At 68.9% G+C, this 13,471-nt stretch carries 15 protein-coding genes and 1 pseudogene; 4 read left to right on the plus strand and 12 right to left on the minus strand.

Annotated features, from left to right (window positions below; genetic code table 11):
• Positions 1–101 precede the first annotated feature (101 nt).
• Both SPF06_RS07780 and SPF06_RS07785 read left to right on the plus strand, forming a co-directional pair.
• Complete coding sequence (locus SPF06_RS07780; RefSeq protein WP_323278457.1) at positions 102–575, plus strand: Lrp/AsnC family transcriptional regulator; 474 nt, start codon at positions 102–104, stop codon at positions 573–575.
• A gap of 16 nt (positions 576–591) precedes the next feature.
• A complete protein-coding gene (locus SPF06_RS07785; protein ID WP_323278458.1) occupies positions 592–2,259 on the plus strand; it encodes a sensor histidine kinase in 1,668 nt (555 codons plus the stop codon).
• Here SPF06_RS07785 and SPF06_RS07790 read toward each other — a convergent pair.
• The 6 genes from SPF06_RS07790 to rpsB form a co-directional block, all read right to left on the minus strand.
• The gene (locus SPF06_RS07790) at positions 2,240–2,821 is read right to left on the minus strand and encodes a DivIVA domain-containing protein (protein WP_323278459.1); all 582 of its coding nucleotides are present in this window, start codon (positions 2,819–2,821) and stop codon (positions 2,240–2,242) included. The genes SPF06_RS07785 and SPF06_RS07790 overlap by 20 nt on opposite strands.
• 113 nt (positions 2,822–2,934) lie before the next feature.
• Positions 2,935–3,933 (minus strand): phosphatidate cytidylyltransferase, encoded by a 999-nt coding sequence (locus tag SPF06_RS07795; RefSeq protein WP_323278460.1) that lies wholly within the window; start codon positions 3,931–3,933, stop codon positions 2,935–2,937.
• On the minus strand, positions 3,933–4,490 hold the full coding sequence (gene frr / locus SPF06_RS07800; protein WP_323278461.1) for a ribosome recycling factor: 558 nt from the start codon (positions 4,488–4,490) through the stop codon (positions 3,933–3,935). The genes SPF06_RS07795 and frr overlap by 1 nt, the downstream gene beginning before the upstream one ends.
• Positions 4,491–4,577: 87 nt before the next feature.
• Positions 4,578–5,345 (minus strand): UMP kinase, encoded by a 768-nt coding sequence (gene pyrH, locus SPF06_RS07805; RefSeq protein WP_323278462.1) that lies wholly within the window; start codon positions 5,343–5,345, stop codon positions 4,578–4,580.
• 113 nt (positions 5,346–5,458) lie between these two features.
• Positions 5,459–6,295: a translation elongation factor Ts gene (tsf, locus tag SPF06_RS07810; protein ID WP_323278463.1), complete on the minus strand. Its 837-nt coding sequence runs from the start codon at positions 6,293–6,295 to the stop codon at positions 5,459–5,461.
• A gap of 126 nt (positions 6,296–6,421) precedes the next feature.
• Positions 6,422–7,267 carry a 30S ribosomal protein S2 gene (rpsB, locus tag SPF06_RS07815; protein ID WP_323278464.1) on the minus strand — a complete coding sequence of 282 codons (846 nt, stop codon included), beginning with the start codon at positions 7,265–7,267 and terminating at the stop codon, positions 6,422–6,424.
• A 456-nt stretch (positions 7,268–7,723) separates the two neighbouring features.
• Here rpsB and SPF06_RS07820 point away from each other — a divergent pair, with 456 nt between their 5' ends.
• Complete coding sequence (locus SPF06_RS07820; protein WP_323278465.1) at positions 7,724–8,290, plus strand: M23 family metallopeptidase; 567 nt, start codon at positions 7,724–7,726, stop codon at positions 8,288–8,290.
• A 53-nt stretch (positions 8,291–8,343) separates the two neighbouring features.
• Here the strand turns inward: SPF06_RS07820 and SPF06_RS07825 are convergent, their stop codons facing one another.
• Entirely contained in the window at positions 8,344–9,528 is a 1,185-nt protein-coding gene (locus SPF06_RS07825) for an acyl-CoA dehydrogenase family protein (RefSeq protein WP_323278467.1), read from the minus strand.
• Positions 9,529–9,755: 227 nt separating this feature from the next.
• On the opposite strand from SPF06_RS07825, the gene SPF06_RS07830 reads away from it, so the two are divergent.
• The gene (locus tag SPF06_RS07830; protein WP_323278468.1) at positions 9,756–10,058 is read left to right on the plus strand and encodes a protease inhibitor I42 family protein; all 303 of its coding nucleotides are present in this window, start codon (positions 9,756–9,758) and stop codon (positions 10,056–10,058) included.
• 147 nt (positions 10,059–10,205) lie between these two features.
• Here SPF06_RS07830 and SPF06_RS07835 read toward each other — a convergent pair whose 3' ends face one another.
• From SPF06_RS07835 to SPF06_RS07855, 5 genes and pseudogenes are all read right to left on the minus strand, one after another.
• Entirely contained in the window at positions 10,206–10,865 is a 660-nt protein-coding gene (locus SPF06_RS07835; RefSeq protein WP_323278469.1) for a hypothetical protein, read from the minus strand.
• 41 nt (positions 10,866–10,906) lie between these two features.
• Entirely contained in the window at positions 10,907–11,314 is a 408-nt protein-coding gene (locus tag SPF06_RS07840; protein WP_323278470.1) for a hypothetical protein, read from the minus strand.
• Positions 11,315–11,331: 17 nt separating this feature from the next.
• Positions 11,332–12,384: a hypothetical protein gene (locus SPF06_RS07845; RefSeq protein ID WP_323278471.1), complete on the minus strand. Its 1,053-nt coding sequence runs from the start codon at positions 12,382–12,384 to the stop codon at positions 11,332–11,334.
• 10 nt (positions 12,385–12,394) lie between these two features.
• Positions 12,395–12,670 (minus strand): hypothetical protein, encoded by a 276-nt coding sequence (locus SPF06_RS07850; RefSeq protein WP_323278473.1) that lies wholly within the window; start codon positions 12,668–12,670, stop codon positions 12,395–12,397.
• A 6-nt stretch (positions 12,671–12,676) separates the two neighbouring features.
• Positions 12,677–13,470: pseudogene (locus tag SPF06_RS07855) on the minus strand (ABC transporter ATP-binding protein).
• Position 13,471 lies beyond the last annotated feature (1 nt).

The following is a 13,471-nucleotide window of genomic DNA, read 5'->3' on the forward strand; positions in this document are numbered from 1 at the left end:
AATGTGACCATACTCACAATGAACAGGGGGTACAACCAACAACGCCGAAACTGAGCAGGATGCCCTATTCGGCAAGGTTAGGGCGTGCTAATCTGCGCATCATGCACCCCGTGGACACCACCGACACCCGGATCCTGCGGGCGCTCGCCGACGACCCCCGACGCACCGTCGTCGCCCTTGCCCAGGAGCTCGGGCTCTCGCGCAACACCGTGCAGGCCCGACTCGCCCGGCTGGAGCAGCACGCGTTCCTCGCGTTCGACCGACGCATCAACCCGGCATCCCTCGGCTATCCGCTCCTCGCGTTCATCACGGTCCACGTCCAGCAGCGCAAGCTCACGGAGATCACAGCGGCGATCGCGATGATCCCCGAAGTCCTCGAAGGCCACGGGCTGACGGGAACGGCGGACCTCCTGCTGCGGGTCGTCGCCGTCGATGCCGAGGACCTCTTCCGCATCAATGGCAAAATCCTCGCGTGCGACGGCGTCGAGCGCACCGACACGGCGCTCGCGATGGGCGAGCTTATCCCGTTCCGCATGGATCCGCTGCTCGAGCGCGGCACCCGCCCGGCCCCCTGACCCCCTGGAGGATCCCTTGGACGCCGCACTGAACGTCTTGCTGCTGGGGCAGCGCCGATTCCACGAGCTGAGCATGCGCGGGAGGGTCGTGCTGAGCCAGCTCCCCCTCAACCTCACGATGCTGCTCGTGAGCGCGATCGTCGCGTACGTCGACCCGGCCGAATCGGCGTCCGTCGGCTTCGCAGCCGGCCAGGCGGCCGCCGTCGCCCTCTTCGCGATCTGCGCCCTGGTTCCCTGGGGGCGCCTCCCCTACGGGTCGTTCCTCGCCATCCCGATCCTCGACTTCATCCCGGTCGGCCTCGTGCGCTCCTCCGCCGAGGAGGTGCTCTCGGGCATCGGCCTCCTCGCGGTGTTCCCCATGATGTGGCTTGCCGGCTCCGGGTATCGCCCGCGCATCATGCTCTCGATCGGAACCCTCGCGTGCCTGCTCATGGTGTGGCTCCCCCCATTCCTGGTCGGGGACGCGACGCCCTCCGCGCTGGTGGCCGAGCTCGTCACGCCGTTCATGATCCTGTGCATCGGCGCAGGGACCTCGATCATGACCCTCAGCGGAATGGCCCAGCAGGAGCGCGTCGAGGAGCTGCTCGAGCGGAGCGTGACGCGCGAGCGGCTGCTCGACACCGTCCTCGACTCGGTCGACGTCGGGGTCCTCGTCATCGACGACCTCGGCAAAAGCACGTTCCTCAACCCCAAACAGCGCCAGCTCTACGTGGCCGCCCTCCCCGAAGGGCTTCCCACGGCGGTGGAAGCGGATCTCCTCATGTACCGAGACGAGACCGAGGAGCTGGTGCCGCCCGCCGAGCGCCCGCTCGCCAAGGCACGAGCGGGGCTCCCGGTCTCCCACGAGGTCGTTCGCCTCGGCCGCGGGCCAGAGGCCCGCACCATATCCGTTTCGGGCCGAACGTTCGACGACGCGGCCGGCGAGCGCGCCGGGACCGTGCTCGTCTCGGCGGACGTGACGGATGTCGTCGCGGCCGTGCGCGCGCGGGACATGTTCCTCGCGAGCATGTCCCACGAGTTCCGCACCCCGCTCACGAACCTCGTCGGCTACGCGGAGCTGCTCCAGGACGATCCCTCGCTCAGCGCGGCCGCTCGCTCCGACCTCCTGGTCATGGTGCGCAACGCACGGCATCTCAACAAGATGGTCGACGACATCCTCGCGGCAGCCACGCCCGAGGCCGATCCCGTGCGGATGCCGCTCGACCTCGGGGAGCTCGTCCGGGAGGCGGCCGCCTCGTCTGGGCCCGAAGCCTCAAGCCGCGGGATCGCGCTAGACGTCGCGGCCGACGTCGTCCTCCCCGTGCTGGGCGACCGCACCGGCCTCGTCCGGATCCTCGACAACCTGCTGTCGAACGCCCTCAAGTACTCCGAGTCCGGCTCGACGATCGCGCTCACGGCGTCGCAGGACGGCTCGTGGGCGGTCTGCACGGTACGGGATCAGGGCTTCGGAATCGATCCCCACGATCTCGAGCACGTCTTCACGCGCTTCCAGCGCAGCGCCGCCGCCGTGCGGGCAGGCATCCCGGGGACGGGCCTCGGGCTCGCGCTCGCGAAGGAGGTCGCGGAACAGCACGGCGGCGGGCTCGAATGCGAGAGCGAGCTCGGCGTCGGGAGCGTCTTCACCCTCAGGATTCCCCTGCGCGGACAGACCGCCCGCGAGGAGGCTACGCGATCTTCGCGATGAGCTCGACGCACCGGTCGAGGAACGCATCGACCTGCGTCTCCTCATAGCCGTCGCGGCCGGCCACGGTGCGGAAGACGGCGGTGCGCACCTCGTCGGCGCTCATGACTTCGTCGTGCTCGAGGTAGTTGAGGAGCCTGTGGCACAGCTCGTCGACGTCGCCCGGGTGGTAGCTGGGCGAGGCGCTCTTGGCTGGACGGCGGAACCGATCCCCGTCGGGGCGGAGGAGGCGACCGCGCAGGAGGCTTGCGAGGGCGCCGACCTCGTGAAGCCACGCGTCTTCGCCCTTGCGGTCGATGAGCTCGTCCCGCTCCCGGCGCGCAAGCGCGTCCTCAAGGCGGTCGAGGGCGGCGTCGACCTGGCCGGCGTCATACCCTCCGCGCACCGCGTCGAACGCTACGCTGCGCACATCATGGCTCGTGACGGGCTGGGCCGAGGCGGACGTGTTGCGGAGATAGGCCCTGGCGGCCTCCATGAACTTCTCGACCTGCTTGGGGCTGTACCCCAGGTCGCCGCGGCCCACGCGGCTGAATCCAGCCGCGGCTCCCGATTCAGTGCGCGCCACCGTGCCTCCGTCCTCTCACTCGGCGGGCATCCGCCGCAGGCCACGATCGGCCTTGCCCAACATTATCCCGCTGCCGCGCCCCGACCGGACTTCTTGCCGGATCACGTCCAGGCCTACCCGGTTGTGGGCAGGAGGCTGAACACGACGTAGGCCACGGGCACCCCGAACAGGATCGAATCGAGGCGGTCCATCATGCCACCGTGCCCAGGAAGGATGCTGCTCATGTCCTTGATGCCGAGTTCGCGCTTGACCATCGACTCGGCGAGGTCGCCGGCCGTCGCGGCCCCGACCATGGCGATCGCGAGGACGACGCCGACCCACCAGGGCCGCCCGAGCAGGAGGACCGTGCCGAGAACGCCGATGACCAACGCACCCGCGACCGAGCCCGCGAACCCCTCCCAGGACTTCTTCGGGCTGATCTTGGGAGCCATCGGATGCTTCCCAAGGCTCGCGCCGACGATGTACCCGAACGTGTCGTTCGCGAAGACGAGCAGGAGCGTGAGCACGAGCTGGAGCACACTGTGGGGCACCACGAGGCCGGGCCACAGGCCGAGCGGCGGCGGCGCGACGCCCGAATCGTGCAGGGGAAGCACCGAGAAGCCGATGAAGAACGGGATCCAAAGGAGCACGAACACGCCGCCCACGACGTTCGCGACCGCGCCGACCGCCGATTCGAGGCTCTGCCAGAGCAAGACCGCCGCGCTCGCGGCGAGGAGGGCGAAGAGCTGCGCCTCCTGCCCGCCGAAGAAGGCTGAGAACGGGATCGCGATCGCGCCGATGAGCACGGGGACGATCGGGATCACGATCTTGCGCGTCTGGAGCGCCCGGAAGACCTCCCACACGCCCAGGACGCCGGCTGCCGTCGCGATCACGACGAAGCCCAGGGGCCACACGAAGAGCCCCCCGAGCACCGCGCCGAGGAGCACGAGTCCGACGACGATGGCCGCGGGAAGATTGCGCCCCGCCTTCGACGGAGCGGCGGCGCTCGGGGCGGTCGCCTTGCCGACAGCGTCCGCCTCGCGGCGGGAACGCCGTGAGCTCGGAGCGCCCGGTGCGTCGAGAGGCGAAGGCGATCTCGGGTGAGGGCCTGCCTCGGGCTGGGACTCGGTCATCAGACCTCGAGCAGCTCCGCTTCCTTGCGCTTGACGAGGTCGTCGACGCTGTCCGTGTGCTGCTTGGTCAGGCCATCGAGCTCGCGCTCGCCGCGCGCGCCGTCGTCTTCGCCGACCTCGCCGTCCTTGACCAGGCGGTCGAGGGTCTCCTTGGCCTTGCGGCGCACGCTGCGGATCGAGACCTTGGCGTCCTCGCCCTTCCCCTTGACGATCTTGACATACTCCTTGCGGCGCTCCTGCGTAAGCTCCGGGAGGACGACGCGGATCACGGCGCCGTCGTTCGAGGGGTTCGCGCCGACCTCGGAATCGCTCAGCGCGCGCTCGATGTCCCGCAGGGCCGTCTTGTCGAACGGCGTGATGAGGATCGTGCGGGCGTCCGAGACTTGGAAGGAGGCGAGCTGCTGGAGGGGCGTCGGCGTGCCGTAGTACTCGACCATGACCTTCGCGTAGAGAGCCGGATTGGCCCGCCCCGTCCGGATCGCGGCGAAGTCCTCCTTGGCCACCTCGACGGCCTTCTCCATCTTCTCGGCGGCTTCGAGGAGAGTCTCTTCGATCACGGTTGCTTCGCTCCTGACTGGTGGTCTTCTCGCAGCCGTGCTGATGACTCGGCTGCTGACGGGTGGGCTACGGACATCCTAGCCGGATCAGGGAGTCACTAACGTGCCGAGTTGGCCGTCCAGGATCGCTTTGGTGACGTTGCCGTCGCCCTCCATCCCGAACACGACCATCGTGAGGCCGTTGTCCTTGCACATCGTCATCGCCGTCTGGTCCATGACGCGGATGTCGCGGCGGAGCGCGTCGTCGTACGTGAGGCGTTCGAGCTTGCGGGCCGTGGGGTCCTTCTTCGGGTCGGCCGTGTAGACGCCGTCCACGCCGCTCTTCGCCATGAGGACGACGTCGGCGTGCACCTCGAGCGCGCGCTGCACCGCTACCGTGTCGGTCGAGAAGTAGGGAAGCCCCGCGCCGGCGCCGAAGATCACGACGCGGCCCTTTTCCATGTGCCGGATCGCGCGCCGCGGGATGTACGCCTCCGCGACTTGGCCCATCGTGATCGCGCTCTGGACGCGCGTCTCGACGCCCGCCTGCTCGAGGAAGTCCTGGAGGGCGAGGCAGTTCATGACCGTCCCGAGCATGCCCATGTAGTCCGCACGCGAGCGGTCCATGCCGCTCTGGGACAGTTCGGCCCCTCGGAAGAAGTTGCCGCCGCCGACGACGATGGCGACTTCGACGTCGTCGACCGCTGCCGCGATCTGGCGGGCGACGCCGCGCACGGTCCCCGGGTCGACGCCGAGCTTGCCTCCACCGAAGACCTCGCCCGAGAGCTTGAGCAGCACGCGGCGGCGGCGCGGCGGGAGGGGATCGTCGGTCTCGGGGAAGGCTGAAGTCTGCACGTCGGTCTGTACCGTTTCCATAGTGATCTGTCCCCTCGAACCGGTTGGTGGGCTTGCTCTAGAGTATCTGCGCGCAAAAGGGGCGACCACTCGAAGTGAACTGCTTCAAGTGGCCGCCCCTGGCGGTTCGGCTGCTATGCGCCGACGCGGAAACGCGCGAACGCGGTAGCCTCGGCACCGGCCTCCTGGAGGACCTGGCCGACGCTCTTCTTGGCGTCCTTCGCGAACGCCTGGTCGAGGAGGACCTCGCCCTTGTAGAAGCCCGTCACGCGGCCTTCGACGATCTTCGCGAGCGCAGCCTCGGGCTTGCCCTCGGCCTTGGCCGTCTCCTCGGCGATGCGACGCTCCGACTCGACGAGGTCGGCCGGGACGTCCTCGCGGCGGAGGTAGTTCGGCGCCATCGCGGCAACGTGCACGGCGACGTCGTGCGCGGCGGCGGCAGCGGCCTCGCCCTCGCCGGCGACAGCGAAGAGGACGCCGACCTGCGCCGGGAGGTCCTTGGACGTCTTGTGCAGGTACGCGTCGACCGTCGCACCCTCGATGCGGGCCACGCGGCGGACGGCGACCTTCTCGCCGAGCACGGCGCCTTCCTCGACGACGAACTCGCTCACGGGCTTGCCGTCGATCTCGGCGGCGAGGAGGGCCTCGAGGTCGGCGGCGCCCGAGGCGACGGCCGCACCGAGGACCTTGTCGGCGAGCTCGATGAACTTGGCGGACTTGGCCACGAAGTCGGTCTCGCAGTTGACCTCGACCATGACGCCGACGCCGTTCTCGACCTTGGCGGCCACGAGGCCCTCGGCCGTCGAGCGGCCCTCGCGCTTGGTCGCGCCCTTGAGGCCCTTGATGCGGATGATCTCGACGGCCTTCTCGGCGTCGCCGTTGGCCTCGTCGAGAGCCTTCTTGACGTCCATCATGCCGGCGCCCGTGCGCTCGCGCAGGGCCTTGATGTCAGCAGCGGTGTAGTTCGCCATGTGAACCCCTCTGTCTCGTTCTTAGCACTTCTCACACATCGGCAGGATGGCACCGGGGACCGGTGCCATCCTGCCGTCCGCCACCTCGGCCCGCCGCGGCCGGCCGAGGTGGAATGGTCATAGGGGCTAGTTCTGCTCACCCTCGTTGGAGCCAGTCGCGTCGGCCTCGGCGGCGTCGGCGGCCGGGGCGGCCTCCTCGGCGCCCTGGCCCTCGAGGAGCTCGCGCTCCCACTCGGCCAGCGGCTCGGCGGCCGCGGCGCCCTCCGTGCCGGCGGCACGGTTGTTGCGGGCGATGAGGCCCTCGGCCACGGCGTCGGCGACCACGCGGGTCAGAAGGTTGACGGAGCGGATGGCGTCGTCGTTGCCCGGGATCGGGTAGTTGACCTCGTCCGGATCGCAGTTCGTGTCGAGGATCGCCACGACCGGGATGCCAAGCTTCTTGGCCTCGTCGACCGCGAGGTGCTCCTTCTTGGTGTCGACGACCCAGAGGAGCGCCGGCGTGCGGGAGAGGTTGCGGATGCCGCCGAGGGTCTTCTCGAGCTTGTCCTTCTCGCGCTGGAGGATGAGGAGCTCCTTCTTGGTGCGGCCCGAACCGGCCACGTCCTCGAAGTCGATCTCCTCGAGCTCCTTGAGGCGCTGGATGCGCTTCGCGACAGTGGAGAAGTTGGTCAGCATGCCGCCGAGCCAGCGCTGGTTGACGTACGGCTGGCCCACGCGCATGGCCTGCTCGGCGATGGCTTCCTGAGCCTGCTTCTTGGTGCCGACGAAGAGGACGGTGCCACCCTTCGCGACAGTGCTCTTGACGAACTCGTAGGCGCGGTCGATGTAGGAAAGCGACTGCTGGAGATCGATGATGTAGATGCCGTTGCGCTCCGTGAAGATGAAGCGCTTCATCTTCGGGTTCCAACGGCGGGTCTGGTGACCGAAGTGGACGCCGCTGTCAAGCAGCTGGCGCATGGTAACGACGGGCATGCCGACGCTCCTTCCGGCAGGTCCTTCACGAGGGAGCCTCTGCGGCTGCCCTTGCCCCTGCCCTAGTTGTTGACGGTTCTTCGACGACGGCCGGCTGGCCGCCATCCCTGGCACCCCTCGCAGGCCCGAGCCGCCCGGCTCATGCAGCTGGGCGGACCGTCAGGCGCGCGAGGCCCTGCCGCTCGGGCGGCGAGGCGCTGGATGCGCGGAGTCGGCTTCGCGCACTCATGCTTCCGCCGAAATGGAAGATTGGCATGGCAAGAGGGCGCAGAAAGCCGCGGTTCTCAGTGTACTACAGGGCACCGCAGGGGCCGGCCGAGCCCCCCGTTGCTCCCTCCACCTGCCCTGCTTCTCCCCCGCTCGCCGCTTCTCCTCCACACAGCGAACGACGGCGCGCCCCCCACATGCGCCCTCGAGCGACTTCCGGAGAGGTCGCCACAGGGCAAGAGTCGGAACATGACTCGGCTCATCGCCTTCGCCCTGGCCGCCGCCCTCGCCACGGCTCCCCTGCTCGGAGGAGCCGCACCCTCGGCAGCGGCACCTCATGCGTTGCTGCGCCCGCTCGCGGCCCACTCGACACGGCTCGCAGCGCAGACCTCAGCGTGGGGCTGGCCCCTCGCCCCGCGGCCCGCCCTCGTGCGGGGCTTCGACCCGCCCGCGAGGCCGTGGCTGAGCGGCCACCGCGGCGTTGACCTTGCCGCGGCATCGGGGCAGCAGCTCCTCGCCCCCGAGGGTGGGACCGTGGTGTTCGCGGGCTGGGTCGTGGACCGACCGGTCCTGACGATCCGCCACCCGGATGGACACCGCAGCAGCTTCGAACCCGTCACGACGGAGCTCGCGGCCGGCGCGGAAGTCACCCGGGGTGAGCCCATCGGGAAGGTCGCGGCGGAGCCGCCCCACTGCGCTGAGGGGTGCGTGCACTGGGGCGTGCGGCGCGACGATGACTACGTCGATCCGCTCCGCCTCGTCGCGGACACGCGGCCGTCGATCCTGCTCCCGTGGACGGGCCGCGCGTCCCCATGACACGGAGCACAGAAGCTGCCCCCCGGGGAAGCTGCCTTACGGGGGAAGCTGTCCTAGACGATGGCGGAGATTCCTGTGATGGCGCGGCCGGCTACGAGCGTGTTGATCTCGTGCGTTCCCTCGTAGGAGTAGACGGCCTCGGCATCGGCGAAGACCTTGGCCATCCCGAAGTCGGTGACGATGCCGTTGCCGCCGAGAATGGCGCGGCCGAGAGCCACGGACTCACGCATGCGCGCCGTCGTGAAGGCCTTGGCGAGGGCAGACTGCTCGTCGCGGGCCCGGCCATCCTCGGCGAGCTGCGAGAGGCGCACCATGAGGCCCATCGAGCTCACGGTGTTGCCGAGCATCGTCACGAGGTGATCTTGGACGAGCTGGAAGGAAGCGATCGGCCGGCCGAACTGGAGGCGTTCCACCGAGTATTGGCGCGCAACGTCGAACGCGGCCATCATGAGCCCGACGGCCTGCCAGGCCACCGAGAGGCGCGTCGCCTTGAGCACCCGGTTGGTATCGCGGAACGAGTTGGCGTGCGCGAGCTTGAACTCTTCGGGGACCACCACGTTTTCGAGCGTGATATCGGCGTTCTGCACCGTCCGCAGGGAGATCTTGTTCTCGATCTTCGTGGCCGAATAGCCCTCGAGGCTCGTGTCCACCATGAAGGCTTTGACCTGATTGTCGTCGAGGTCCCGCGCGTAGACGACCACCCAGTCCGAGAAGGTCGCGTTGCCGATCCAGCGCTTGGCGCCGTTGAGCACCCAGGATGAGCCGTCGCGCCGCGCGGTCGTACGGGTGCCGCCGGCCACGTCGCTGCCCCCGAGCGGTTCGGTGAGGCCGAAGGCGCCGATCTTCCGGAGCGAGTAGACATCGGGGAGCCACTCCTCCTGCTGGTCGCGCGACGTGAGCAGTTCAAGTGAGCCTGTGAAGAGGCCGTCGTGGACGCCCATGAAGGTGGCGATCGAAGCATCGGCGCGCGTGAATTCGGCGTGCAGGAGGCCCGCCAGGAGGTTCGAATGGCCCTGTCGCCGCACGGGGCTCACGACATCCAGCTCGGCCAGCCGAGGAATGAGTGCGTGGGGGAACTCGGCACGGTTCCAGCAGTCGACTGCGATCGGGCGCACGTTGGCCGCGAGCCACTCGCGCACCTCGTGGAGGCGGTCGCGCTCCTTGGCCGAAAGCAGTGATTCGAAGGCGAAGAAGTCGCCATCCGCGTAAGGCAGCTCGGCCTGGCTCGTCGGGGCCATGTCTCCTCCTGGTTCTCCGCGGCCGTGCAATAGCCGCGCCGCGATGCTATGTTACTCATCAGTAACATAGCATCGCTCCGCCGGCTGGGACAAGACTCGGGCCGCGGCATTGCTCCCGAGGCGGCTCCGGGATCAGAATCGCTCGCGTGGGCAGCACTCGAGATTCAGAGGGTTCAGGAGACCCGGGACATGCGAGGCTTCCGAGGTACCCAAGGAATTCTCACGAGGTGCTCGAGGTACAGGCCGGCTCGGATTTCACCGTGGAACTGCAGTCGCCGAGTGGAACCGGATACCGCTGGGAAGTGGAGAGGACTCCGCCGGGAATCGCCGTCGTCGGCCGCGGGGCGAGCAGCGCCACAGACTCCGCGCCCCGCCCCGGCTCCCCCGTGACATACCGCTTCACGCTGCACGCCGACCCGAAAGCCCAGACCGGCGCGGCGATCGTCTTCGCGCTCAAACGGCCATGGGAAGCCGAGTCGGCGCGGACGCACACGGTGTCTCTCGCGCTCATGGTTGGCCCGGCGAACTGACGGGGCAAACGGCGCGCCCGGTGCTCTGCCCGTTGTGACCGGGCGCGCCGACGCACGCAACCCCCAAGGCGGCTATGCGCTGGATAACAGTAGCTCTCGCGACTATCCAACGACGACTTTCCACGGCTATGTTGCACACGTACAACGTCACGTCCGGGTATCGGCGGCGGCCCTCCGCTCCCGCCTGAGCTGGGCCAGCGCCACCCAGATGGTGAGACCGTCTCCCACCGGACAGAGCGCGCACAGGGCGTGGCCCAGCGCGATGGCGATCCATGCGGCAAAGGCCAACGGCGCGATCCACACCAGCGGCACGGCAGGGAGCACGAGGAGTCCGGGGGCGAGCGGCCCGGCGGCAGCCACGAGCAGGTCGCGCCGCGGCGAGAGGCGCCTCCGCACGAGATGGCACTTCATGCCCTTCGCGACCGCGATCGCCGGGGCGCCCGGACCGCCGGCCAGCCGATACGCCACCACGTGCCCGAGCTCATGGACCAGGGCGGAGCCCACCAGGAGCAGCCCGCCGAGTGCCAGACCGGCCAGCGACGTGGCTCCGGTTCCAAGGCCTGCGGCAAACACCAGCCCGAGAAGCCCGACGACGCGGGACATTGACAACCCGTAATGCACGAGAGCAGCCGCCACGGACGGGACCCAACCTCCGGGAAGCGCCTTGGCCCGGCTCGGACTCGCGCCGAAGACCAAGCGCAGCAGTCCATGTTCCGCAGTCTCGCTCGCGAGCCCGAGGTCAAGCAGGTCGCGGCGAAACGTGGACGACGTTGAAGACACCGCGATCGCGAGCGCAGGAAAGGCCACCTCCTCGCCCTCCCACCTGACCCCGGGGGGTGAGGACGACGTCAGACGTAGCGGGTCGCATTGTTCTCCTGCGACGCGGCGGTCATCGCCTGCAGGATGAGAAACAGCCCGGCGAGGATCACCTCGGTGAGCCCCGCCGCGGCGGTATCCGTGACGGACCCCACCCATGCGGTCAGGAGCGAGCACAGAATGATGGCGATCGCCGCGAGGAAGCCGGCCGCCGTGACGGAGAGCCCCTGATCCTCCGAGTAGGGCACGAGCGTTCCCGCGAGCAGGGCCACGGCGAAGACGAGGGCCACGCGGGCAACGACGCCGAACGCGTCACCGAGTTCGACCGTCCCCAGGCTGAGCTCGAGCGCATAGACGGGAGCAGCCAAGGCGAACCCGATGAGGGCATACGCGGCGATCTGCGGGCCGATCCACCATGACCATCGCCCGTGTGTGACCACGCCCAGCCATCGAAATCTCATCGTGCGCCCCACGGCATGCATGCCCAAGGCGAAAGGGACCGCGGGAAGGCCTGAGGCCAGCTTCTCGGCGGCCTCGGCGATGACCTCGATGGCGAGCATCCCTCGAACCGCCAGCACGAGCGGCACGCTCGCGAGAGCGGTGACAACGAATTGCGGGGTGCGGATGGCAATGAGGGCCTCGAACCAGGTTCCCGCCGCGAACTCGCCCGGCCGCGGGCTTGTGCGGGTGAGCAGCCGGATGCCGGCCGACGCATGGTCCTGTCGATGGGTGCGGCTTCCCGCGACGAACGCCACGACGCGGCCGCCCACCAGCCCGCGATGCCGACGACGGCGGTGCCATCCGCTCCCATGAGAAGCCGCGCCGTCAGACGGGGCGGGAGGAGGTCCGTGACGCTCCAGGCGTCGGGAGCGTAGCGGAATTCGAGGACGTCTCGGGAGAAGGCGAGCAGCGCCGCTGCCATGACGACGGCGGCCCCGACGGCTACCGCGTACTGATGCGGCAGCCTGAGATAGCGCTTGAGGAGATTGGCGAAAGCCTGGAAGACGCCCAACGCGATCATCTGCAGGGAGACCACGTTCCCCACGAGCAGGACACCCGCGAGGACCGTGGCTCCCGGGCTGAGGAGTCGCTGCGAGACCACCATCGCGGTGGCGGACAGGGCGAGCCCGAAGGTCGCAGCAATCGCCACGACGGGTACGAGCTGCCCCACCTGCCCCGCCGTGCGCCCGACAGGAAGGAGGTCGAGGAGCGATTGGAGTGAGGTCCTGGCCGGCAGCGAGACCGCGAGGACCACGACGATCAGCGTGCAGATCACCGCGCTCGAGGAGAACGCGGTGCGCAGCATCGTCGAGGCGAGCTCCTGCGGGATCGACCCCGCCGTCGTCTGAGCCGCGGCCAGCGCGAGGACGACGCCGAGCGCGAGTGCGGCCGCGAACGCTCCGCCCGCGGCCGCGACGATGGTCCGGCTCCGGGTGCGGAAGAGGCCCGCCAGTTCCCGGACCCATAGAACGCCGGCCGTTCGCGCCACCATGCCGAGCGCCGAACTCATCGGGGCTCCCCTATTCCGCGCGGCCGGCGGAACGCCGGCGGACCGAGGCGACGACGACGAGGGCCGCGACGCCGAGAACGACCGCGAGCATGCCCCACTGGTTCGGGATGAAATTGACGGCGGGCATGCCGTTCTCCTCGGTGAACCAGGCCTCGAACACGCCGGGAAGATAGGCGCGCGTCCCCGTTGCCCAGGCGAACGCAACGGACGCCGCGAGGCCGACGACGAGAACGGAGGCTCCGACGAACAGCCCTCCGAGGGCAGACAAGACAACTCTGGCAATCATGAGAACCTACCTCGTGGGGAGAGCTCGGCCGTGGGCGGCCGACGATGAGAAGACCGTTGATATTCGCGCCTCTCGCTCGCCGCTCGCGCGGCGGAGGCCCGTGATCGAGATGAAGACCTCTTCGAGGCTCGAACACTGCGGATGAGCCGCGAGGAGCTCCTGCGGCGATCCGCGGCCCACGATCTTCCCCTGGGAGAGGATAGTGACGTCATGGCAATCGCGTTCGGCGCGCAGCATGTCGTGGGTCGCGATGAGGACCGCACGACCGCTCGCGGCAAAACTCGAGAGAAGCTGCCTCAAGGCGGTCGACGCATCGGGGTCGAGGCCCCTGAAAGGCTCGTCGAGGATCACCAGCTCGGGACTGTGGCTCAATGCCGCGACAGCCTGAAGCTTGCGCTTCATCCCGTGCGAGTATTGGCCCACTTGTTTCTCGAGATCACCGGACAGCCCCAGGATGTCCACGAGCTCCTGAGCGCGCTCCCTGTCATCACGGCGGCGCATCGCGTCATAGAACGCGAGATACTCGCGGCCCGTGAGGGCCCCCGGCAACGGCAGATCATCTGGAGCGAAGCCGTAGAGATGCCGAGACCTCTTGTCCGCGACAGGAACGCCGAGGAGTTCGACCGTCCCTCGTCCGGGGCGAGGAGCCCGGTGAGGATGTGGAGGCCGGTGGTCTTCCCCGAGCCATTCGGCCCCAGCAGGCCATGGATCTTGCCAGCTTCAAGCTGCAGGTCGAAGCCGGAGAGCGCGGCGCGCTTTCCGTACCGTTTGCCGACTCTGGCCGCATCAAGGGTGAACATC

Source organism: Sinomonas terricola (genome assembly GCF_034931225.1).
Lineage (GTDB): Bacteria > Actinomycetota > Actinomycetes > Actinomycetales > Micrococcaceae > Sinomonas > Sinomonas terricola.